Raw genomic sequence first — 19,456 nt, 5'->3', positions numbered from 1 at the left:
CGATGCCTCCTAGTTAGGCCTTGCTGGTTTTGGGTAGTGCGGCGACGGGGCCGTAATCCCTGTCGCCGCACGCTTACGGAACCCTCTTGACCCGGACAACGCCGCTGATGTTGACCGTCCCTGTCGTCTGGTACAGCTTCGGGTAGACGACTTGGCCGGCGGTCATGGCAAGGGTGACGGACATGGATGCGACATCCTCGCCGCCGGAAAAGTTGTTCCGCCCGAACGGGATATTGGAAGACGCGCCAGCGTTATCCTCAATGGTCACGAACGCCCGGCCCGAAGCGCCGGTGCTCATCTTCTGCACCACGTCAATGGTGTAGACCCCGGCCTTATCAGCCCGCACACCACCGTTCGCGACGATCGTAATAAAGCCGGTGTCCGTGGTCTTGCCGGTGACCTGAGTGAAAGCGCCGAGGCTGACAGTGCCCGCTGTGACACCATTGGAAATCGTGGTGTACTCCGAATGGCCGAAGTGGTCCCAGCCAGTGCCGTTATACCGCTCAACCGTGCCGGATGACCCAACCTGCGTAAGGTCCGTGCGGAGAATCTCCAGACCAAGGTACGGGGTGAGTGCGTCACGTTTGGCCTGAGACTCGATAGGGAGCCGCCCGCCAGCCACAACATACTTGTCAGGGTTCAGGACCACCGTGGGCGAGCCGCCGCCCGAGACCGGGACGGTGATCGTGCCCACGAGGAAGGACCGGGCCGGGAGTGCCGGCGCCACTGGGGAAGCTGCGGCAGTTCCGGCCAGATACTCAACCTCAGCCGTGAGTGCACCAGAACCGTCACCAGCGGACGAGTCGTTGACCTGGATGTAGACGATGTCCTTGCGGGCGTACGTCGCATCAGCGGCGGTTACAGAGCCCGTCTCGTTCGCGTCAGAGGACCAGCCATACATGCCCTGATGCGTGGACGCGGCCGGGTCGATCATCGCCGCACACGGGCCCAAAGTCCATGTTGTAGAAGTCGCCGTCAGGACGTTCGATGGGGTGTCCACGCGGAACCCCGAACGCCCACCAAGACGACGGCCGGAACCGCCACCATGAGTCGCAGCCTGACCCTGCCGGAAACGCTGAGCTGAGAGCTCAACACCATCAGCCTGTAGAAAAGTAATCGTCATGTCAGTCTCCTAAGACCAGGAAGGCTTGGTGGTCACGGTCAGGTTTGCTGTGGCGGAATAGTTCGCGGACGAAAACGCAATATCGTTGTCGCCAGGGTCGAGGGAGAACCAGCCGCGGGAAGTCACATAGCCCGAACGTGGCGCCTGACCCTGAGCCAGAACCTCACGCCGGTCCATGTCCACCGTCACAAACTCGCCCGCGGACAAGGCCAAAGAAGTAGCGAACGTGAGCGACTGCTTCTTGCCCACATGCGTCACAGTCCAACCACCAGCCGGGATAGGCCCATCAATCCGCAACCACACCGGAGCCTGCGTGTTGCCAGGGTTATTGATCCGCAAAACACCAGTGCCCGACGTTCCCGTAAACGTGATCGGGAACGTTACCGGGAAAGTCAGGCCGCCCTCACTGAACGGCAGGCGGGTAGAGACGGTGACAAGGTCACCGAACTTACGGGGATCCTTCGCCGCTACCTGGATGGAGAAGCGGGCTTTAGTGTCCGTCAAATAGGTGACGATCACTTCATCCTGACGCTGGGCCATGGCGTTACGGACCCGGCCCTGCTCAGATACGAGCATCTGGAACTGACCCAACTCGACCGCCAAAGACAGCGCGTCTGCGGCATCCGCGAGCATCCCAGGGGCGGGCGCCATTATTAGGCCCTCAATGGTCATAACCCGTGGGCGATAGAACCCCTCGGATGACGTCGCCCCATGGCCGCGAGCTCGCTGCGTTAGCTGAGCCGATGACGCTGGCGATCCCCAGCCGTCGAACTTATCGACTGTGAACCGGACGCCAATAGGATCCACCGTGCCCAACACGAGCTCGCCGAGGGCGATCCACAGCGGATCGAACGTGTCGGAACCAAGGCCTGGGTAGAGGGATGGGCTGGGATACGTTACGGGACTTGGATAAGGCATCCCAGCCACCTTCCTCTAGACTGCAAGCGCTGACATCCGGCGGGCCACTGAGTGGGAAGTCCCGATAGGATCGTCAACCTGATTGATGGTGAAGTTGGCGTTGACCGTCCCGCCCACATAGCCGGCCCCCGAGGAAGGCGACTGTCGAGCCGGGGCAGATGCCGGCGCATATTGAATGCCTGCCTTTGCGCCGCCACTGTGGAGTTGATTCCGGAAGGCGTAGACGGCAGACTGCCCGCCCATTGCGTCTACATCCTCATCCGTCAGGACATGCTCGCCGCGGGCGAGTCTGTACATATCCTTGTCTACGCCCTTAGGTCCAGATCCGTAGATGGCCCCACCGGCGGCGCGCCCGTCCTGTGCCGCAGCTAGGTCAGACGCGCCCTTCTCCGTCAGGTACTTGGTGATCGACTCGTGCGTGTTGATGTAGATGTCCACGCGCTTTCCATGGAGCGCCTCAGCTTTGCCCTTGATACCTTCCAGAGTGCCTGAGGCGTGATCCTGGATGGCTGCATCGATATTGACGTTCTTCGGAATGCCCAGCGCCTTACGGGCCATCGTGTCCGCTTCGTCACCAGTGATACCAAGCTGGCCAGCGGCGCGGATCAGGTCGTCGTAGCTCGTCCGAAGAGCACCCTGCAACTTAGCCTGAGCCGCCGCTGAACCCTCAGTGGCGAGAGTTTCCGCCGCCGTCGCTTCCATCGCTGTCATTGCCGAACTTGCAATGCCGTTGAACGCCGACTGGTTGGCGCGGCCCGCCTCGGTGTTGATATCAAGAGTCGTGCCATTCTTGGTCACAGACTCAGTCATCTTGTCGATGGCGGACTGGTATCCAATCGCGGCATCAGAAGCCGACAGGGACAAAAGCCCAGCATTGAATAGCGACGTAGTAAACGCCTCAATATCGACGACCGAACCGTCAGCAGCGAGGCCGACTTCCTCAAGTCCCTTAGTGATCGCCTCCGTTTGAGCAGCGGCACGTTCGGAAGCGGCGCCGGCATCCGCGACAGCTTTCTCTGCGGCGCCCATTGACCCTGGAACTTTGCCCATCGCGAAGTCAAGAAGATCCTGCTCAGTCAGTGTCACGCCGGCCTGATTACCCAGACCCATCAGCGCGTCCTTGTAGCCGGGAACGGCTTCAAGCGCTTCCTTCGCGCCCTTGCCGTTTGCTTCGAACTCCCGAGTGAGCGCCTGGAATGTCTTGGCCGCAGCGTCCGCCGCGCCATTCTTAGCCAGGTTTCCCATCTCGTCGCCGAGTCCCTTGAAGCGATCCCGTACCTGACCGAGGTCGTTCTTCGCTGACCCGGTCCACGCGAACATCCCGTCAAGGGTGTCCTGAATACCGGCGGGAATGTGCGGGTTCGTGATTTCCTTGACCGCCCCAGCGAGATCCCGGATATCCGGGCCCTCTCCAGCGAACTTATCCCATGTCGTAAACAGGGAGTCGAGCCCGCTAGTGTCTGTCGTGCTCGCGGCCTTGTTGACCTTCAGTAGCGCCTGCCCGTACTCCTCGGCAGAAGTGATTTCCTTCTCCGTGAAGACGGCACTGACAACCTGCAATGCGACCATTGCGGCTGCGGCTAGGCCAGCAGCTTTAGCTACCTTGCCGATTCCAGCAGCAGCCCGAGGGGACTTGTCCGCGAGGGCGTCAAAGGAGTCCTTGAACTCGATAACCTTGGGCAGTGCCGTCATGAGCCCGCCGCCGAGTACGAGCGCAGCACCAGCGATACCAGCGATGCCAGCACCAGCGGTTAGGACCGGCGTCGGGATCTTGCCGAAAGCATCGACCATATCCTCAGCGCCCTGCACGAGCCCCCGGAGCGCCTCGGCAACACCTGACCCAGACTTGATGAACACGGAATCCAGTGAGCCGCCGAGCTTCTCAATGTCGCCGGCAAGGTTATCCTGCTTGATCGACGCAGTAACAGCCGCATAACCTGCGTCGTTGACCGCGTCTTCCCACTTCTGAATACCCTCGGCGCCCTGCTCGTACAGGACATTCGCGGCGCGGACAGCATCGGACCCAAAGATGGTCTTGAGCGTGGCGTTGCGCTGCTCGTCGCCCATATCCTTCAGCGCACCCTGAAGTACGCCCGCATATTCGGACATGCCGATAAAGGAACCCTCGGCGTCGTACGCCTTGATGCCCAACTCTTCCATCAGCTTCGCAGCCTCTTTGGAATTGGGATTCATTGACATCAGCATGGTCTTGAAGGACGTCCCCGCGTCCGAGCCGGTCAGTCCGGCGGATGCGAACGCCGCGAGGGAGCCCGTGGTTTCCTCGATAGTCAGGCCAGTTGACGATGCAACGAGGCCTGCCTGGTTCAGAGCCGCCCCCATATCCTGGACCGAGCCTTGAGCCTTGCCGGCGCCAGCCGCGAGGAGGTCCGCGAGGTGGGGGATATCCTTACCTGAGAGCTTGAACTGAGTCAGTGCCGAAGCCGCGATTTCCGCAGCCTCTCCGACGTCAAGAGATCCCGCAGCAGCCAAGGACAGTGCACCCGACAGCCCGCCGTTGAGTACATCCTTGGTTGAGACGCCCGCCTTGGCGAGTTCGTCAATACCCTTAGCGGCGTCTTTTGCAGAGAATGCTGTGTCGGCCCCGGCGTTGATGGCAGCTTCCCGTAGAAGCTCCATGTTCGCGGCTGACTCATGCGTTGAGGCCTGCACCTCAGACATGGCCGAATCAAATTCCATGAACGACTTCACAGCGAAACCGACACCAGCCAGCAGTGCACCGCCCATGACCATCGATGCCTTGCCGACACGGTCCAAGTTCTGCTCATTCTCACGAGCGAACGCGGCCGTCCGGTCACCGAAATCCTTCGTAGCCTGCTGGGCAGTCTTGAGCCCCGAAACAAACCCTTGGACCCTCGCCTCAAGCGAGATGCTGATTGACCGATCCGCCATTCAAGGGCCTCCTGTATTTAGTTCTGGGATAAGCCGCTACAATCGCGGAATGACAAACAAAATTGGGGGGACCAAGCAGCGTCCGGGAACCCGGCTTATATCGACTGGACTCGTCGTCTTGGCTTTGGGGTTTGTCCTGCTGATCGTCAACCTCACCAACCCCGTCACGAATTACGTCAACGGGGTTGGTTTGGTAGAGACGCAGAGCCCTAGCGTTGGCTCGATAATCCTCATCGCGGCGGGGATCCTCTTGGCGGCTATTGGCTTCGGCAAGCGCGTACTGTCCGCGGTCGAGAAGTAGCTACTCCGCGAGCGCCGGCGCGACCATCAGTGCCGAGTTGTGCGGCTGGTCCCGGTAAGGTTCCATGGCGATTGAGCGCGCCGTCGTAGCGTGGCAGCGGATCGGCAGACCACCCTTGAACTTAGACTCGTTCTCGGGCGCGGTGCATACCGAGATGGGCCCGCCGCAGAGGGGGCAAAGCGCGGCACGGTAAGCCTGCAACGCAAGCATCACCGTCTGCTCGCCGTCGTCCCACTCAGATTCAGGGCGGGATAGCAGCAACCGCCCAGCATCGTCATACTCATATGTTGTTGCGGGCTCCCAACCATGGAACCGCTTCAACGAAATGCCTAGAGCGTGCGCCGCTTCTACGTCTGATCTGAGTCCTGGATCATCCTGAAGGCGCTGAGCGAAAAAGGGACTTCGTTCCGCCCCTTATTCACGCGAAGAGTCGCGAGGATGAAATCCTCATACTGGGAGTCGGTCATGTCGTCCGCGAGTGCTTCCCACTCCGCAGCGACATCGAAGTCCAGTGACTCACCAGCACGATTCTCAACACCAGCGATACCCTTGGGAATAGCCACGGTCATCAGAGACTCGACGTTGAACCCGTAAGACTTATCCAGGGCGTTACCTTCACGCGGGGCATGGTTGGCGACAAGGTCGTTCCAGTCAGCGCGCTTCATGCCGCGCACAATAAACTCGACCGTCGAAGCCTTCATAGCCTCCTCGATCTCGCTCACCTTCTTTGCAAGATCCTTGACCGGGTCATTCAGGCGGGCGTCTGCGAGGGACCGAGAACGGGCCGCATTGAACTCAGCTTCCGCCGCCTCATGCTCAGCCTTCAGATTGCCATCAAGGCAGAACGAGACTCGCGTCTCCGGGCGCTTAATTGTCAGTGCCATTGCGCCCTACTCCTTTACCGGAATGAAAATGGTACTGAGGACGAGTGAATCCCCGTCGACCCTGAAGTTGCCGTGCTCATCTCGCTCGAACACTGAGGCGTAAATGCCATCAGCCGCGAACCGGATTTCCTTGGTCTGGTGAATGTCGATTCCCAGCCCATCGAACATAGCGAGGTAGGCCTCGCGGGTAATTGATTCCGGCACTCCGGCAATAGTCTTTGCCATGGCGTTGCTCCTAAGTCTGATAGCGGGACAAGTGGGACTTGACCTGTTCGCCCGCGGTCCCACAACACACGGGCGAACAGGGGTATCAAGGGTGAAGCTACGCGACCGTAACGGCGCTGATCTTCACGCCGGAACGGACAAACTGCTTCTGCCCGATCTTGAACACCGAGTTAGCCTCGGGCGGCAGTTCGTTGTACTCGCCAGGGGTAACCGGGTAGATGGTGACCTTCTGGCCGGCAGCGAGCGCAGTCTCATACGGCAGCCCCGTACGCACAACGAGGAAGAGTTCGGCGCCAGGAATCAGCGTGTCCTTCGCCTTGTTGTACAGCGTCTCGTTCGCGGTGTTCGTGTTGTCGATGTATTGCACTTCAAGGCCACGCTGAGAGCGGCCCTTCTGCTCATACGTCTGAGTCGTGCAAAGACGCTCGTCCGTGATGACCTGCTCGGACAGGGACGGGGTCCATCCGCCGGCGGTCAGGTAGCAGGAGATGTCCACCGAAGATACGGCGTTGAGCTCCGTAGCTACAGACGGTGCGTCGGTATCTGCGATGGCGCTGACGATCTTGACGAGCGTGTTGCCGTCAACCGGTGTTGCTGGGATTTCAGCCATTTAGCTTTCCTCTTTCTTGGATGCCCGAATGGGCTGAATGTTGTGCTTCGGTGGTCGCGGCCGGTCCACTGGGGGGAATCGGTCGCCCTTGACGGGTGTGAAGATTCCTTCACCGATCCGCCAATCCGTCTCAGGCACATCGAACTCATGCCCGGAGTCTTTGTCTTTCACGCGGATGAACACGCGGCCTCCTAAGGGGTGGGGGATCCGGTCAGGATCCAGTCGAACGTCTGATAGAACGGGCTGTCGGAAGTGCCAGGAAGGATCACGTCCCGGTCGTGATAGATGGGCTGCTCATTCGGCACGGACTCAATAGCGCCCAAAGCCCATCCGTCCACAGCGGGGCGTTTGCCCTCCAGCGCGTCAGTTAGCTTCTGAGCGATGATCCGAACCGACGCGGGAGTGAGCCCCACAACGAGAGTCCTGGAACGCAGAGCACGAGCTGAGGCCGTGCGAGCCATGGACCGTTCGGACACAGTCGGGAAGTTCGTCAGCACCAGAACATGCGGGTACGTCGGACTACTCGAAACCTTGCCCTTGTAGACCGTGAACCCGGTAAGCAGCGCCTCAAAAGAGGTAGCCAGTGCGTCGCCGGTCATATCTTCCCCGCCCACTTCGCAGTCAACGCATCAAGCGCCGACATAAGCCGAGGTTCCTCAGACCGCAACGGCTTCTCAATGTCGCCGGAGCCGCCGCCACGACTCGTGCCGAAGTAGTAGATATTCCCAAGCGCACCACCGCGGCGGGCCTTGTCTGGTCCGATGACGCGGCGGATTAGACCCTTAGTGTTTTCGTGCTCAAAGGTGATAGCCCCCGCCATGCCGTGGAAGTGCGGCGACGCCGAAACGTCCGCGATCATCTCATTCTTGACGTTCAGGGCGCCCTTCTTGAGGACCATGTCAACATCGTCATAAGCGCCGGCCGCGATATCTCCAAGGTTGGCGGCAAGCTGACGAAACTCCGCGCTGCCGTCACTCACAGGATCTCCTTCACTGGCAACCGGGCGGCAGTGTCGAACGTGTCAGGCGTGAAACCAGACACCCGGTACTGCTTGCCCACCGTGAACGCATTCAACCGGGACGCCGTGATAGTCACCACGTCACCGTCTTGCACGTCCGCGCTGTTGGCCGGGATGTGGACCTGCCGCGAGACGACCGTGAACGTCGCCTCGCCAGCCTCAGGGTTCGACGTGGCAGAATCCTTCGACTGAACCTTGCACTTACCCGTGTAGACCGTTGTGGCCGTGTTGGTTACGTTGCCATTATTCGGGTCCGTTACTGGCTCGCCCGGGCGGGTAATCGTGCAGGCATCCACCATCAGCGACTCAGCCTCAGCCCTGAACACGGGAAGCGCCGCGAGCACATCATCTGCAAGGCTCACGGCTCGCCACCCTCAAAGATCGGATACCCCGCGATGTCCACGCCACAGGAACAGTAGGTAGCGCCAAAGTTCAGCGAACACCAAGCCAGGTGCACGCCGTAGCCGGGGCCTGCCATGTCAATGGAGAACGCCCCGCTAGACTCAACCAAACCCAGCAACGCCCACCACTCATCCAAGATGTCGATTCGGCCCTTACTGGACTTGTACGACTTAGACGACGAACCATCATCAACCGCAATAGTTACCTGCGTGGCATCATCGGGCCGCTTGATATGAGAGACCACAGACTCGCGAACCACATAATCCAGCTTCGCGGCGTCCGGCGCTTCCAAGCCCAGTAGGACCCGACGCGCCTCAATGAGCATCTCAGCATCATCAATCCACATATCCCACTGCTGCTCAGCGACAGAACCCGGCTCGGGGGCGGACTGCCCAAGAGCAACCGCTAGCATGGCTGGTGTTACGGACATGTCCGCCCCCTTCGGTTATTCGCTGGTTTTGCGAGTTGCGCGGCCCTTGGGCGCGGCAACGGTTTTCGACTCATCCGCCGGAACCCACTCCCCGCCCAGGTGAGCGGCAGTGGAATCCTCGACAGACATAACAGCGCCCGTCAATTCATTCCGCAGACGAGGCATTAGACCAGGTCAACGATCTTGGCGAAGTTACGGTTGATCTCAGCGATGCCCCAGCCGTAAACAACCTCGGCGCGGAAAGCAACCTGGTTGTTACGCTTGAGGTCGCCCTGACCGTCCGGGTCACCGAACTCGATGAGCTCCAGACCGATAGCACGCTGAACGCCCCAGCGGACGGCAGAGAAGTCACCCACGATGGCGCGGATCTTCGTGTCAACAGCGAGAACGCCGGTGGCGCCCACAGTCTTGGAAGTAGCCGCACGCAGGGACTCGAACGTGGAAGCCTCGTTCGAGAAGGTGAAATCAGGGTAGAGCTTCTGACCCGTGCCCGCGACGCGCTGCGCGGAGATCTTTGCAGCGAACTTCGGATCCATAGCAATACCGTTCGGCACGCCATCGGCAGCCAGCAACGCAGCAACAGCGGCGTCAGTGGACACGTAGGGAGCGTCAGCGGCGGCGTACTCAACGGCAGTCGCAGCGGAGGTGAGCGTCTGAGTCATTCCAGCAACGACAGCGCCGGTCTTCGGGTTGATACCGTGGATCACGCCGTAATCCAGGGCGCGGGAAAGCGCCGGCTGAATCTGAGTAAGGATCTCCTGAATGACGCCGAGCTGGTGATCCTCGTCGGCCCACTGAACTTCGTTTGTGAAGCGGATGGTCTTCTGGAACTTGAACGGTTCAACCGTCTGTGTGGTCTTCGTGATGTCGTTCGAGGACTTGTTAGCCCCTTCTCCGACGTACTCAGCTTCGCCGGAATCGAACACGAAAGCTTCGCCCGCTCCGAACTTCATGGGGATAGAACCCGAAAGCTGAGAGATAGTGGAACCCTTGTGGATGTTGCTCACCCACGGGTCAAGCAGTTGCTTCGGGATGGTCAGCAAGCTGGTTGTTGCAGCGGCCATTTTTTACTCCTTATTGAATAGCTTGCGAGCGAAACCCCGGAGGTCTTCGTCGTCTTCGCCAGTGATTGTGGTGGTGCCCTCTTTAGGGGCGAAATTGCCTTGCTTCTTGCGGTCTGACTCCCGGCCCGCGAGGCGTTGCGCCTGTGCGGTGAGAGTGTCCACGTCGGCTCCGGTGAGAAACAGGTCAGCGTCGGAAGGTTCGCCTTTCGGGCCCCTCTTCGTGCTGATACCAAACTCAGCGGCTACCCCGGCTCGCAGCGCTTCCGCTTCGGCCTTCAGCGTCCGCTTTTCCATCTCCTCGATACGCTGCTCCAGAGTTGCGGCGCCGCCGGCCTTAGCCTTCAGGTCGTCATAATCCGGGTAGCGCTGCTTCGCAATTCGCTCAGCACGCTCCTTGACGATCCGGTCAACGTCAGCCTGCGTGAACGTCTGCCCCTCTTGGGCTTCGCCGTCCGCCGCCTGTGTACCTTCTGACGCGGCCGACTGCTCGGTGGATGTGGTTTCTGTAGCGCTCATCGGATTGCCCCGTTTCTGTCCCGTCGGACGTTTAGACCGGTCTTGAAGCGCGACCGTAGCGCCTATCCCAAAGGGGAAGTTTTAGTAGTTGGCGTTCAGGTATTCCCGCAGCGTTGCCTGCTGCTGGGGTGACCTTCGCGCCTTCGATGCCATGTACTGCATGACGTTCGCCTCGTCGCCGTAATCGTCGGACGAGAACACCGGCTGAGCCGTGCACTTACAGGAGGCGTGAGCTGCGAACCTTGCCGTGGTGTCGATATAAACCGCGCCACGGTCAGCCAGCATGCGGCATAGTTTGCAGCCGCCGTTAGTGACCCGGCGCCAACCAGCGGCGGAAGGATCCCGGCGGCGGTTCGTTAGGATCGTGTCGCGGTACGGTCTGGCCGTCTCCAAGTTCACAACCTCAGCGAGGCGCCCGGCGGTCTTCTCAGGCTCTCCCACGAACAGAGGATCCGATGCCCAGGCGACAGCGCGGCGGATCTTCTCAGTTCGATCCAGGACCACAGGCTCAGCAATGTACAGCTTCGGAGGTGCGGCACGTTCGCGCTCGTCATCGTAGAAGTCAGCCGCCAAAGCAGAAGACCCATCCGAGTAATGACCGATAACCGAAGGCGCAATATCCAACAACGCCGCCCGCTGCTGCTCAGGCGAACCTGACAGCCTGCCAAGCGCCGACACAACAGCGTCCACGGCTGCCCCAGTAACTAACTGGAGCGCCGCCTTAGACTGCAGCGCTGTCGTCATTAGCCTGCGGTACAGCAGGGGCTAGAGCGGCCACTACAGCGCGCCCAGCAGCCCGCCGCTTATCCGCCATAGCACGCCGGATTTGCTGATCATCCAAACCCAAGAGCTCCAACCCCACCTCAGTCTCAGCGAGCCAGGGAACAGCGCCGATCTGCTTAGCGCCCGCATCAGCCGCAGCCGCCCGGGAGAGGTAGATTGGGGAACGCCACTTAGCCTCGATGGAGCCCCAAGCTTCAGGGATCTCCGAGAGGCCATTCTGGATAGCCAGGGCCCGGTTTACGGTGCGGCGGATCGGCACGGACCAGTCATCCATAGCGCCCTCAGCCTCAGCAATCAGGTTCTCGCGAGACGCAGCGTAAGAATCGCCGCTCGTCGGGTTCGCCATATCCGTCAGCGCAAAGTCCGAATCAGGAAGATCCGTCTCACGCGCCATCAACTTCGCAAGCGCATTCAACTGCGCCAAGTGCGGCTCAGGTGACTGCGCATCGAACTGCTTCACGTCAGCGCGGGGAACAGTGGCGTCATCGTCGTCAGGGATACCGAAGGACCGTCCAAGGGCAAGCTGCCAGGATGTCTTCGTTGAGCCATCGGGGTTCTTGAAGATCGACTCGTCTGCGCCCAGAAGGATCATCTTCGGAATCGTGTAGACATCCATGTGGCCCTCAAGGCGAACCAGTGCACGCAGCGCAGAACTCACATGCGCCATAACCGGGCGGGTAATCCGCGACTTGCCCATCCGGCGAGAACCACGGGGGCGGTAGACCAGCGGTTCAGCAGGGACGTGCCAAGTGTGTTCTGAGCGGACAACCTGCCACAAGCCGTCAACCTTGTTAGCGCTGATCGTCAGGTTGTCGAGGTAGAGGACAAAGCCGGTGATCTTGCCATCCTCGCGGCTCGTCACAGACAGGAGATCATCTAGGCGCCGGCGGCGGGTGTTCCAGTTTCCGTAAGCGTTCAGCGCGTCCTTCGCATGAACCAGCGCAGCCGGCTCGCCAGCGTCCGTATCGCCCTTGGTGGTGATCAGGTAGTTCACGCCATGAATCAGAGAGTCAGTGCGGCCCTGCGAGATCTCCGAGAATAGAAAATTGCTTTCCTCAAGCTCTCGCATGCCGAGGGAATCGAGATCCCCGTCAGCCCAGATCATGTTCTCCAGGTTGCAGCGGCGAGCCAGCCCGTCAACACCCTTAGCAGCCCAACCGAGAGCAAGGCCGATATTCGCATACTGCGGCGGAATTACAGTCCCGATCTGCTGCACCGCACGCTTGCCGTCATAATGCGAAGACCGCAAAATGTTGCGCGGAGACTTATTAGCCAACCCCTCAGCGCACAGGTTCAGCGTCACCAATTCGTCGTCAGTAAGCCCAGGGACGTTCAGCTTCTCGAAAGTCACTAGAGCACCACCGCCGTCCTAGATCCAGTACGCCGCGATGGACGCTTTACGTTGTCGTTTTGAGCGCCCCACAAAGCAAGAGTGAGAGCAACTACAGGGGTGATGTCCGATACGGCGTCCTTACGGTTCCACGCCCAACCGGCGCCAAGAGGACGCTTACGAGCCACAGACAACGCGACGTTTACCTGCGGCTGATCCGTGTGACGCAGAGAAGCCCCCATAACAGAGTCGTAAAACTTAGCCGAAGCAATTGCCATGTCCCGGCCTTCCGACGCTGCAAGAGTCACTTCAATGTCAGTGCCGATCAAGAAGTGCCGGCCGCGACGTTCCTCCACCAGGCCAGAAAGTTCATCGACCACCACGGAGTGCAGCCGGTTCTTCGAGGCGCGATCCTTCACCCAGTGAGCGACCCAGTCAGTGCCGCGGCGGTGATCGTCAAGCTCTACATGCCATGTGCCATCAGCGCGCAGACCAGCAAGCCCAACAGCAGCAACCGTGCGATCAGGAGCCACGTCAACCGCGATAGTCAGCCGGTCAATAGCCATCGAGGCAGGATCCGCGACCCGCGCCCAGGACTCTTCGTCGATGACGCGGGACGAATCTGACGCGTCCCAGATTCCGCGGCCTTCACGGTTCCACGAATCGTCGTCGCCAAGGTTCTCGCGAAGTCGCTCCATGGACTCGACAGGAGTCCGGTGGGGGAATGATGGGTTCATGATCGGCCATTGCGAACGGTCGTCCGGGTCGGATCCGCGCTCGGCCGCGATCTCCAACCAGATCGCGTTAGGCGCCTTACCTTCGAGCGCCTTCGACCGGCGGAGTTCAAACGCCTCTGAAGGGTCGGATGGGCGCGGAGGAGTGCCCATAAAGAACAGCAGTGCGCCATGCTCATTCCGCGCCTGGTTAGTCGCGGCGATCATATCCTCTAGCGCCTTCGTGTCGAGGATCTGCGCCTCATCGAAGACTTCGACGTCAATCTCATCAAACCCGCGGCCGAAGCCCTGCGACCTGGCGCCGAACATAATCATCGAACCGTTAGTGAACTCAACCTGCTGCTCGCCGTTTCCCGCTCGCATCGCACGTATCAGCGGGCTAATCTTCTTGCGTCTGCAAATGCCCCGCAGTGTCGTGAACGTCTTAGTGGAGGTCCGCAAGTGGTGCGCAGTCCACACAACCTGCAAGCCAGGGAACAGGACGCAAAGTATGACGAGCATAGCGAGCACGAAATACGTCTTCCCCACCTGCCGGGGGATAGAAAGACCCACGCCGCCAACCGTGGCAACATACTTTCCGCGGTCGTCATAACCGAGACATACCGTCCCAAGCTGCGACTGCCACCAGTCAAAGCCCAAGCCCAACTCCCGGCCCTTCGCCTCAACGCGAGGCCAGACCGTCTTCTGGATCGTAGACGGGAAAACGAACGACTTAGCGAACTCAGACAGCCGAGGCGTCGAACTTTCCGTCTTCGACTTCGGCATCAGACTCAGACTCCTCGCTGCGGGCGTCGATAGCCTCGATCTCCCGCACCGTCTCCATCAGCCGCTTCGACAAAGCAGCAAGATCACGGGCCGGCGTATTGGGATCCTCGACAGCAACCGCGATACGGTCACGAGTCGCAGACAAAAGTTCACGCGTCGTGCCCGACTTCGCAGCCTCAGTAACCGTCTTCGGCTTCACCGGAACGGGAGGTTTTTCTCCAGCCTTCACAGAACGCAGGGCCATCGAAACCACCTCACTTCCGAGGCTCGGATTTGGGAAAAAATGCTGGGGAGAGATGACGCCTATACCCTGCGGGGTTTCTCAGAGGGGCCTGGGGGGTCCTCCCCCTGGGTCAGTTGAGGGTGCCTGACCGTCTTACGATGGGTGCGACCATGCGGGCGCGCTTCTTGCTGTTGCACTCGCGGTGTGCGGCCTTCTTGTTGTCCAAGGTGTCTGCTCCGCCTAGCTTGATGGGCTTGACGTGGTCGAGGACGAAGGACCAGGGGTCTGGACTCTTCAGTGTGTAGTCGATGTCCTTGCCGCAGATATGGCAGGCTGGCTTGTCCCTTGCGATGCGGGCTCGGTGCTTGTTGCGTAGCGCACTGTTGCGCTTCTGTATCTCTGACTCAGCCACCGATGGTCACCGCCTCGTAAGTGATATGGAAGTCACCACTAAGCGGGAGTGTCTTGCAGCAGTGACCGCACAGGTAGAGGACGTTGAGGCTAGGCAGCAGCACCCGCGCCTGTGCCCGCGCAGATGGGTGGCGATCACACTGGTTGCCGTCCATCAATCGTCGCTACTGTCTGGGTTGTTCAGATGGTTGATGCCGTGGTGCAGCAGGCCGGCCGCGTGATGCACGGGGATGTCTGAGTCGTAGTAGTAGTACGACGTTGCCCGCGCATTGGTTGAGACTGCGCATGCCGCAACGAAAGCCCACTCAGTCAGGAACTCGGGGTCGTCTTCGTTCACGTCTGCGATGTGCGCAGCGATGGCGTCATGGACTGCGTTGAGTGTCGCGTCTGACATGTGCGCCTCCTGCTGAAGTGCCTGCCCTGCCCCGAATCAGAAGGCAGGGAAGTGTGCGGCGCTCACCGTATGGGGGTTAGGTGAGCGCCTCGTGGTGTCGGCCCGAGTCGAACGAGCGCCCACCGTTCCAAGGGTGGGATCCATCATCGGCACCTGACCCCGCACTGATGGTTAGCGGGGCCCTATGAAGTTTTAAACAAAGAAGGCCGATCCGAAGATCGACCTGAAAGTTTAGCTGCGTCTCCACAGCCATCACTCACTCTACCCGACTTCTAGCACTTCTGCCACAGCAGCATCCGGCGTGTCTAGCGCTTTGAGTAGCCATGACACTTGATCGCCTGACCATTCGGCACCGCAACCGGCACATGCGATGTCCCAGTCTCCGATCTTTGCGAGGTTGCCGTCGTCGTCCCAGCAGCCGAGGGACAGTGCGACCTTCCTTTCTTCGCCGTAGAGTGACTGGCTGCACGCGGGGCACGCCTTCCCGGTGAGCTTGCGGCGCGGCTTGACGGGCCATAGGTAGGCGGTGATGGTGTCAACCCAGCCGAGTGTCACCCGCGCAAGGTAGGTCTCCCATTCGGCGCTAATCTGCCCGTGCGGGTACGTCTGCAGTAGCGCCTCAAGGTCGCCTTGCCAGACTGTGCCGGTCGCTTCGGCGTAGTCTTTCCTGGCTTCGTTCTCAATGTTCCCGAGCATGTCGAGCGCGTTCGGGTCGATGGGGATGGGCGCACCCTCAGCACCACCGCCGCCTGAGCTGTTCCGGCCGGGCGTCACAGCTAAGCGCAGTTCGGCAAGCAGCGCGGGGATGGTGCGGAGGTTCCCGTGTTTGTCCTGGCTGAGATGCTCACGGGTCAGGACATGGATGTTATCTTGCAAGCTCATACGTCCCCCTTCCCTTTCCGTGCCAGTTTGGTTGCGTATCGGATTGCTTTGGCGTGTGTGCGGAATTGCTTCTCAGTTGCGGAGTTGAGGGTGACATGCCATGGCTTTGGATCCGTGTTGGCGCCCAGCGATCGACTGTTGGGCTCGATGGGAAGGTACAAGGTATTGAAGACCTGCGGGCGTTCCGGGGCAGCGTCGTGGGCTCCGGTGAATGACGGTTTAGTCATCTGGGTTCTCCTCCTCTGTTCGGGTGATGGTGATCAGTAGCCCGGGTTTGCCGTGGTAGGTCTTGGTTGCGGTGATGGAGACTATGCGGGCGTCGTCGGTGATGACGCCTGGCTGCGTGACGATGCCTTTGCGTGTCACGGTGGATAGTGAGTCGAGGGTGGCGCGGATCAACTTATCGAGATCTGGTTTGACGGCCGGCAGCCACCATCGCGGCCGTTGCGGGGGTGCGATCTGGAACACGAGATTCACGGTCAACGGCCCATCCAACGGCGGGCCCTCATGCTTGGCCATCGTCGCGGCACGGATACTGTCCCGCCACATCCTCAGCGGCGCCTTCACGGACACGATGCGGCCCCGGTACACGTCCACCGAACCCTGCGGGATCGGGGTTCCCGGGATGAAAGCGTGGATCATTTGGGCTCCAGGTGCGCCATGAGCAGATCCCGCAGGCTGAGCCTGCCGTGGATATTGACTGCCGCCGTGGTCAGTTCCCGCGCATTGTCAATCATTTCTGCCTGCTCGCGAATGACGGTGAGTAGGTGCTTTAGGTCCTGCCTGTCAGCCGGGCGGAGTGTTCCATGCTCGGCTAGGTCTTCGTACTTGGCGATGGCCTGCCGTTGCTCATTGGTGGTCATAACACCCTCCTTCGAGTACAAGTAAGCCCCAGCGTTTGCCGGGGCTTCGTGGTGGTCTGTGTGGTTGTGGTTCATGCGGCGGCCTGTTGTCGGGCTGCTGCTTGTGGGGTGATGCCTTGGTCGAGGGCTTTGGAGTAGTGGCCCCAGAAGGTTAGTTCTGCGAGCCCTGTTGCGCCGTGCCTGTTTTTGGCTACGAGCATGGATAGGTCGTCGCGGGTTTCGCCCATGATTTCGCGGTGGAGGAGGATGACGACGTCGGCGTCTTGTTCGACGGCGCCGGATTCTCGGAGGTCGGAGAGCATGGGCATTTTGTCTTGGCGTGACTCGGATGCCCGGTTGAGTTGGGATAGTGCGATGACTGGGATTTGCATGTCCATGGCCATGATTTTCAGTTGTCGGGACATGTCGGCCACGAACTCGTGACGGGGTCGCTTGTCGCCGTGGGGTTGGGCCATGAGCTGCAGGTAGTCGACGACGATGCCGGCGAGTGGTTTGCGGCGGTTGACGGATCGGGCGAACCGTTTGATGTCGGTGATGGTGACGCCGGATCGGTCGTCGACGAAGAGTGGCACGTCTTGCCATGTTGCGCGGCGGCGTTTGATCATTGCCCAGTCGCCGGGGGTTAGGTTCCGTTCGATGAGCCGTGAGACGTCGAGGTTGAGGTCGGCGGAGACTGCCCGGATCTGGACGTCGTTGTTGGACATTTCGAGGGATGAGAAGGCGACTGATCCGTGTTTGGCGAGTTCGCAGGCCAGGTTGAGGGCGACGACGGATTTACCCACGGATGGGCGGGCCCCGACGACGTACAGTGCGCCCGGTCTGAGTCCCCCGATGATCTGGTTGACGGCCTGCCATGGTGTGGGCCGGTGATTGATCTCCTCATCCAACGTCCCGAGCATGACGTCAATGGTTTCCCCGAAAGACAGGACGGCGGTTCCGGTCGCCCGGGAGGTTAGGTCAACTTCCCGGCGTGACGCTTCGACGAGTTCGTCAACGTCGCCGCCGCTGGATGCGATGTCTTGGATCTTCCTGCCCGCCGCAGCGAGCCGACGTCTAGTGGCTGAGTGGGCGACGATCTCGGCGTAGTAGGCCCCGGATGAGGCGGAGGGGACGGACGTGGCGAGGTGGTGCGTGTAGGCCGCTCCGCCCGTCCTGGTAATCTCTCCCATCTTGGACAGCGCGTCGTTGATCGTGATCGCATCGACCGGGCTACCCGCGGCGTGAACGTCCAGGATCGTCCGGTAGATCGTCTCGTGCGCTGGCCGGTAGAAGTCGCCACCGTCGAGCATGTCCGCGATGTCCGCGATAGCTTCCCGGCTGATCAGCATGGCGCCAAGGACGGACTGCTCAGCCACGACGTCATGCACTGGGTTCTCGGTGGTCACTGGTCCGCGCCCCACATCTTGGCCTTCTGTTCCTCGGTGAGCTTGGCGCCTACATGCCAGTAGCCGCGGGCGTCGGTCCAGTGCTTGTCGGTGATCTCGCAGCGTCGGTCTACGCCATGGTCCCCGCGCCTGTGTGCCTCGAATGAGGAGAGGCCAATGAACGTCTCACAGCAGCCAGAGCAGTGGCCCGCAGTCGATCCGCCGGGATAACTCTTGCCGCACTTAGGGTGCGTTGGATTGCTCATTTGTAGAAGTCCTTACTCCATGGGCTGGATGCGGCGGGTTTGGCCGCGCTGGATGGTTCGTCATCCCATCGGCCCGCGGTGAGCCAGGAGGATGGGTGAGGCGTGAAGTTGATTTCCTTACCCGCGGTTTCGCGCTTCAAAAGCTCTACGCCTTGAAGGACCTGATCGAGGGTGGTTTTCTTCATTGCCTTGATAAAGGCTTTCTCTGCGGCGATCTTGCCAACCTTGCGCGGGTACTGGGCCCAGAATGTTTCAAACTCCGTCGACGGCGTAGCCGGTGATGAGGGAGTCTTTTTACTTTCCCTTCCCATCCCTTCCCTTCCTAGGGGGAGAGTTGGTGAGAGTTCGGGAGTTACGGGGAGTTCACCTAAACTCACCGGAGTTTCGGTGAGGGTGAGTGAGTCCATTTGGGCGCAGGCGGGGCATCGTGTTTTCCAGCGCGGGTCGATCTTTTGGTGGTCCTCGAAGCGTTTGACCAGCAGATATGTCCTGCCGTCGCCGTCAGTGATCCTAACGACTCGGCCCTGAGCCATGATCTCGTCCAGGAGCGCTGCGATGTCGATGTTGTCCATCGGGAGGATTTGAAGCTTCAGTTTCATCGCATCATCGGCCACATGTCCGTGATCGCAGAGGGTGAAGTTCCACATTCCGATGTAGAGCAGCCGAGCGAACGGTGAGAGCTTGACCATGTTTCCATCGGTCCAAAAGTCGGGTTTGATTGTCCTGATTCGGGCCATCAGCTTCTGATCCTTTCTCCTGCCCGGTATCCGCGCTGGTATTCGTTGTATGCTTCCCGGCAGTCGGGGCATTGTGCTTGTTTGAATCTGCGGTGTTGCTGGTAGCCGGATGGTGTGCCGCAAAGTTCGGGTTTGAAGACTTTCTTGAACATTTGCGGGGCTTCGGGTTCACGCAGAACGTAGGGCGCCATGGGGGTACGTTCGATGTTTTCGGTGCGGCGGTAGATGTAGGTCATGCGCTGGCCTTCTTGGCGGCTCGGCGGGCTTTGTCTGCGGCGGCGGCTGCTTGCCTGCAGGCTTCGT

The 19,456-nt window shown here is 60.3% G+C and carries 28 protein-coding genes; 1 reads left to right on the top strand and 27 read right to left on the bottom strand.

All coding sequences use genetic code 11. The features are described 5' to 3' along the window. Positions 1-73: 73 nt before the first annotated feature. The 3 genes from ACLKOZ_RS17135 to ACLKOZ_RS17125 form a co-directional block, all read right to left on the bottom strand. Complete coding sequence (locus ACLKOZ_RS17135; protein ID WP_436476820.1) at positions 74-1,123, bottom strand: hypothetical protein; 1,050 nt, start codon at positions 1,121-1,123, stop codon at positions 74-76. A gap of 9 nt (positions 1,124-1,132) precedes the next feature. Continuing rightward, complete coding sequence (locus tag ACLKOZ_RS17130) at positions 1,133-1,756, bottom strand: phage distal tail protein (protein ID WP_436476818.1); 624 nt, start codon at positions 1,754-1,756, stop codon at positions 1,133-1,135. Between the two features lie 300 nt (positions 1,757-2,056). Beyond that, entirely contained in the window at positions 2,057-4,951 is a 2,895-nt protein-coding gene (locus tag ACLKOZ_RS17125; RefSeq protein ID WP_436476816.1) for a phage tail tape measure protein, read from the bottom strand. 49 nt (positions 4,952-5,000) lie between these two features. Between ACLKOZ_RS17125 and ACLKOZ_RS17120 the strand changes: the two genes are divergently transcribed. Further along, entirely contained in the window at positions 5,001-5,252 is a 252-nt protein-coding gene (locus tag ACLKOZ_RS17120) for a hypothetical protein (protein ID WP_436476815.1), read from the top strand. 347 nt (positions 5,253-5,599) lie between these two features. Here ACLKOZ_RS17120 and ACLKOZ_RS17115 read toward each other — a convergent pair whose 3' ends face one another. The 24 genes from ACLKOZ_RS17115 to ACLKOZ_RS17000 form a co-directional block, all read right to left on the bottom strand. Then, positions 5,600-6,136 (bottom strand): hypothetical protein, encoded by a 537-nt coding sequence (locus ACLKOZ_RS17115; RefSeq protein WP_436476813.1) that lies wholly within the window; start codon positions 6,134-6,136, stop codon positions 5,600-5,602. Positions 6,137-6,142: 6 nt separating this feature from the next. After that, complete coding sequence (locus ACLKOZ_RS17110; protein ID WP_436476811.1) at positions 6,143-6,361, bottom strand: hypothetical protein; 219 nt, start codon at positions 6,359-6,361, stop codon at positions 6,143-6,145. 97 nt (positions 6,362-6,458) lie between these two features. Then, positions 6,459-6,971 (bottom strand): hypothetical protein, encoded by a 513-nt coding sequence (locus ACLKOZ_RS17105; RefSeq protein WP_436476809.1) that lies wholly within the window; start codon positions 6,969-6,971, stop codon positions 6,459-6,461. A 191-nt stretch (positions 6,972-7,162) separates the two neighbouring features. Then, entirely contained in the window at positions 7,163-7,570 is a 408-nt protein-coding gene (locus ACLKOZ_RS17100; protein WP_436476807.1) for a hypothetical protein, read from the bottom strand. Further along, a complete protein-coding gene (locus ACLKOZ_RS17095) occupies positions 7,567-7,950 on the bottom strand; it encodes a hypothetical protein (protein ID WP_436476805.1) in 384 nt (127 codons plus the stop codon). Before ACLKOZ_RS17095 ends, ACLKOZ_RS17100 begins: the two co-directional genes overlap by 4 nt. Beyond that, a complete protein-coding gene (locus ACLKOZ_RS17090) occupies positions 7,947-8,351 on the bottom strand; it encodes a DUF6093 family protein (protein ID WP_436476803.1) in 405 nt (134 codons plus the stop codon). The genes ACLKOZ_RS17095 and ACLKOZ_RS17090 overlap by 4 nt, the downstream gene beginning before the upstream one ends. Then, the gene (locus tag ACLKOZ_RS17085; protein WP_436476801.1) at positions 8,348-8,821 is read right to left on the bottom strand and encodes a hypothetical protein; all 474 of its coding nucleotides are present in this window, start codon (positions 8,819-8,821) and stop codon (positions 8,348-8,350) included. The genes ACLKOZ_RS17090 and ACLKOZ_RS17085 overlap by 4 nt, the downstream gene beginning before the upstream one ends. 15 nt (positions 8,822-8,836) lie before the next feature. After that, positions 8,837-8,986 carry a DUF7302 family protein gene (locus tag ACLKOZ_RS17080; RefSeq protein ID WP_436476799.1) on the bottom strand — a complete coding sequence of 50 codons (150 nt, stop codon included), beginning with the start codon at positions 8,984-8,986 and terminating at the stop codon, positions 8,837-8,839. Beyond that, positions 8,986-9,885 carry a phage major capsid protein gene (locus ACLKOZ_RS17075; protein WP_436476797.1) on the bottom strand — a complete coding sequence of 300 codons (900 nt, stop codon included), beginning with the start codon at positions 9,883-9,885 and terminating at the stop codon, positions 8,986-8,988. The genes ACLKOZ_RS17080 and ACLKOZ_RS17075 overlap by 1 nt, the downstream gene beginning before the upstream one ends. Positions 9,886-9,888: 3 nt before the next feature. Continuing rightward, positions 9,889-10,401, bottom strand: coding sequence for a hypothetical protein (locus ACLKOZ_RS17070; RefSeq protein ID WP_436476795.1), 513 nt, complete (start codon positions 10,399-10,401; stop codon positions 9,889-9,891). 81 nt (positions 10,402-10,482) lie between these two features. Beyond that, complete coding sequence (locus tag ACLKOZ_RS17065; RefSeq protein ID WP_436476793.1) at positions 10,483-11,145, bottom strand: hypothetical protein; 663 nt, start codon at positions 11,143-11,145, stop codon at positions 10,483-10,485. Beyond that, entirely contained in the window at positions 11,123-12,535 is a 1,413-nt protein-coding gene (locus ACLKOZ_RS17060) for a phage portal protein (protein ID WP_436476791.1), read from the bottom strand. Before ACLKOZ_RS17060 ends, ACLKOZ_RS17065 begins: the two co-directional genes overlap by 23 nt. Then, a complete protein-coding gene (locus ACLKOZ_RS17055) occupies positions 12,535-14,013 on the bottom strand; it encodes a hypothetical protein (protein ID WP_436476789.1) in 1,479 nt (492 codons plus the stop codon). Before ACLKOZ_RS17055 ends, ACLKOZ_RS17060 begins: the two co-directional genes overlap by 1 nt. Continuing rightward, positions 13,970-14,257, bottom strand: coding sequence for a hypothetical protein (locus ACLKOZ_RS17050; protein WP_436476787.1), 288 nt, complete (start codon positions 14,255-14,257; stop codon positions 13,970-13,972). Before ACLKOZ_RS17050 ends, ACLKOZ_RS17055 begins: the two co-directional genes overlap by 44 nt. Before the next feature lie 109 nt (positions 14,258-14,366). Next, positions 14,367-14,648: an HNH endonuclease gene (locus ACLKOZ_RS17045; RefSeq protein WP_436476785.1), complete on the bottom strand. Its 282-nt coding sequence runs from the start codon at positions 14,646-14,648 to the stop codon at positions 14,367-14,369. Positions 14,649-14,801: 153 nt separating this feature from the next. Continuing rightward, entirely contained in the window at positions 14,802-15,041 is a 240-nt protein-coding gene (locus ACLKOZ_RS17040) for a hypothetical protein (protein ID WP_436476783.1), read from the bottom strand. 261 nt (positions 15,042-15,302) lie between these two features. Next, positions 15,303-15,923 carry a hypothetical protein gene (locus ACLKOZ_RS17035; RefSeq protein WP_436476781.1) on the bottom strand — a complete coding sequence of 207 codons (621 nt, stop codon included), beginning with the start codon at positions 15,921-15,923 and terminating at the stop codon, positions 15,303-15,305. After that, the gene (locus ACLKOZ_RS17030; protein ID WP_436476779.1) at positions 15,920-16,150 is read right to left on the bottom strand and encodes a DUF2188 domain-containing protein; all 231 of its coding nucleotides are present in this window, start codon (positions 16,148-16,150) and stop codon (positions 15,920-15,922) included. Before ACLKOZ_RS17030 ends, ACLKOZ_RS17035 begins: the two co-directional genes overlap by 4 nt. After that, the gene (locus ACLKOZ_RS17025) at positions 16,143-16,565 is read right to left on the bottom strand and encodes a RusA family crossover junction endodeoxyribonuclease (protein WP_436476777.1); all 423 of its coding nucleotides are present in this window, start codon (positions 16,563-16,565) and stop codon (positions 16,143-16,145) included. The genes ACLKOZ_RS17030 and ACLKOZ_RS17025 overlap by 8 nt, the downstream gene beginning before the upstream one ends. Next, positions 16,562-16,786: a hypothetical protein gene (locus ACLKOZ_RS17020; protein WP_436476775.1), complete on the bottom strand. Its 225-nt coding sequence runs from the start codon at positions 16,784-16,786 to the stop codon at positions 16,562-16,564. The genes ACLKOZ_RS17025 and ACLKOZ_RS17020 overlap by 4 nt, the downstream gene beginning before the upstream one ends. A 71-nt stretch (positions 16,787-16,857) precedes the next feature. Next, positions 16,858-18,171 carry a replicative DNA helicase gene (locus ACLKOZ_RS17015; RefSeq protein WP_436476773.1) on the bottom strand — a complete coding sequence of 438 codons (1,314 nt, stop codon included), beginning with the start codon at positions 18,169-18,171 and terminating at the stop codon, positions 16,858-16,860. Next, positions 18,168-18,416, bottom strand: coding sequence for an FDXHR family putative zinc-binding protein (locus ACLKOZ_RS17010; protein ID WP_436476771.1), 249 nt, complete (start codon positions 18,414-18,416; stop codon positions 18,168-18,170). The genes ACLKOZ_RS17015 and ACLKOZ_RS17010 overlap by 4 nt, the downstream gene beginning before the upstream one ends. After that, entirely contained in the window at positions 18,413-19,153 is a 741-nt protein-coding gene (locus ACLKOZ_RS17005; protein WP_436476769.1) for a hypothetical protein, read from the bottom strand. Before ACLKOZ_RS17005 ends, ACLKOZ_RS17010 begins: the two co-directional genes overlap by 4 nt. After that, positions 19,153-19,389 carry a hypothetical protein gene (locus ACLKOZ_RS17000; RefSeq protein ID WP_436476767.1) on the bottom strand — a complete coding sequence of 79 codons (237 nt, stop codon included), beginning with the start codon at positions 19,387-19,389 and terminating at the stop codon, positions 19,153-19,155. Before ACLKOZ_RS17000 ends, ACLKOZ_RS17005 begins: the two co-directional genes overlap by 1 nt. Between the last annotated feature and the right edge of the window lie 67 nt (positions 19,390-19,456).

The organism is Arthrobacter sp. R4, from assembly GCF_051365025.1.
Lineage (GTDB): Bacteria > Actinomycetota > Actinomycetes > Actinomycetales > Micrococcaceae > Arthrobacter.
Note: the sequence above shows the minus strand (reverse complement) of the source record. Positions and strands in the feature narration are given on the sequence as shown.

What these genes read in the sequence shown, in the direction of transcription:
- ACLKOZ_RS17080 (WP_436476799.1), bottom strand. Translation starts at nt 8,986, where the DNA reads ATGCCTCGTCTGCGGAATGAATTGACGGGCGCTGTTATGTCTGTCGAG.
- ACLKOZ_RS17050 (WP_436476787.1), bottom strand. Translation starts at nt 14,257, where the DNA reads ATGGCCCTGCGTTCTGTGAAGGCTGGAGAAAAACCTCCCGTTCCGGTG.
- ACLKOZ_RS17040 (WP_436476783.1), bottom strand. Translation starts at nt 15,041, where the DNA reads ATGTCAGACGCGACACTCAACGCAGTCCATGACGCCATCGCTGCGCAC.
- ACLKOZ_RS17125 (WP_436476816.1), bottom strand. Translation starts at nt 4,951, where the DNA reads ATGGCGGATCGGTCAATCAGCATCTCGCTTGAGGCGAGGGTCCAAGGG.
- ACLKOZ_RS17100 (WP_436476807.1), bottom strand. Translation starts at nt 7,570, where the DNA reads ATGACCGGCGACGCACTGGCTACCTCTTTTGAGGCGCTGCTTACCGGG.
- ACLKOZ_RS17115 (WP_436476813.1), bottom strand. Translation starts at nt 6,136, where the DNA reads ATGGCACTGACAATTAAGCGCCCGGAGACGCGAGTCTCGTTCTGCCTT.
- ACLKOZ_RS17000 (WP_436476767.1), bottom strand. Translation starts at nt 19,389, where the DNA reads ATGACCTACATCTACCGCCGCACCGAAAACATCGAACGTACCCCCATG.
- ACLKOZ_RS17135 (WP_436476820.1), bottom strand. Translation starts at nt 1,123, where the DNA reads ATGACGATTACTTTTCTACAGGCTGATGGTGTTGAGCTCTCAGCTCAG.
- ACLKOZ_RS17110 (WP_436476811.1), bottom strand. Translation starts at nt 6,361, where the DNA reads ATGGCAAAGACTATTGCCGGAGTGCCGGAATCAATTACCCGCGAGGCC.
- ACLKOZ_RS17005 (WP_436476769.1), bottom strand. Translation starts at nt 19,153, where the DNA reads ATGGCCCGAATCAGGACAATCAAACCCGACTTTTGGACCGATGGAAAC.
- ACLKOZ_RS17030 (WP_436476779.1), bottom strand. Translation starts at nt 16,150, where the DNA reads ATGACTAAACCGTCATTCACCGGAGCCCACGACGCTGCCCCGGAACGC.
- ACLKOZ_RS17120 (WP_436476815.1), top strand. Translation starts at nt 5,001, where the DNA reads ATGACAAACAAAATTGGGGGGACCAAGCAGCGTCCGGGAACCCGGCTT.
- ACLKOZ_RS17085 (WP_436476801.1), bottom strand. Translation starts at nt 8,821, where the DNA reads ATGTCCGTAACACCAGCCATGCTAGCGGTTGCTCTTGGGCAGTCCGCC.
- ACLKOZ_RS17070 (WP_436476795.1), bottom strand. Translation starts at nt 10,401, where the DNA reads ATGAGCGCTACAGAAACCACATCCACCGAGCAGTCGGCCGCGTCAGAA.
- ACLKOZ_RS17105 (WP_436476809.1), bottom strand. Translation starts at nt 6,971, where the DNA reads ATGGCTGAAATCCCAGCAACACCGGTTGACGGCAACACGCTCGTCAAG.
- ACLKOZ_RS17055 (WP_436476789.1), bottom strand. Translation starts at nt 14,013, where the DNA reads ATGCCGAAGTCGAAGACGGAAAGTTCGACGCCTCGGCTGTCTGAGTTC.
- ACLKOZ_RS17065 (WP_436476793.1), bottom strand. Translation starts at nt 11,145, where the DNA reads ATGACGACAGCGCTGCAGTCTAAGGCGGCGCTCCAGTTAGTTACTGGG.
- ACLKOZ_RS17130 (WP_436476818.1), bottom strand. Translation starts at nt 1,756, where the DNA reads ATGCTCGCGGATGCCGCAGACGCGCTGTCTTTGGCGGTCGAGTTGGGT.
- ACLKOZ_RS17075 (WP_436476797.1), bottom strand. Translation starts at nt 9,885, where the DNA reads ATGGCCGCTGCAACAACCAGCTTGCTGACCATCCCGAAGCAACTGCTT.
- ACLKOZ_RS17035 (WP_436476781.1), bottom strand. Translation starts at nt 15,923, where the DNA reads ATGAGCTTGCAAGATAACATCCATGTCCTGACCCGTGAGCATCTCAGC.
- ACLKOZ_RS17010 (WP_436476771.1), bottom strand. Translation starts at nt 18,416, where the DNA reads ATGAGCAATCCAACGCACCCTAAGTGCGGCAAGAGTTATCCCGGCGGA.
- ACLKOZ_RS17020 (WP_436476775.1), bottom strand. Translation starts at nt 16,786, where the DNA reads ATGACCACCAATGAGCAACGGCAGGCCATCGCCAAGTACGAAGACCTA.
- ACLKOZ_RS17025 (WP_436476777.1), bottom strand. Translation starts at nt 16,565, where the DNA reads ATGATCCACGCTTTCATCCCGGGAACCCCGATCCCGCAGGGTTCGGTG.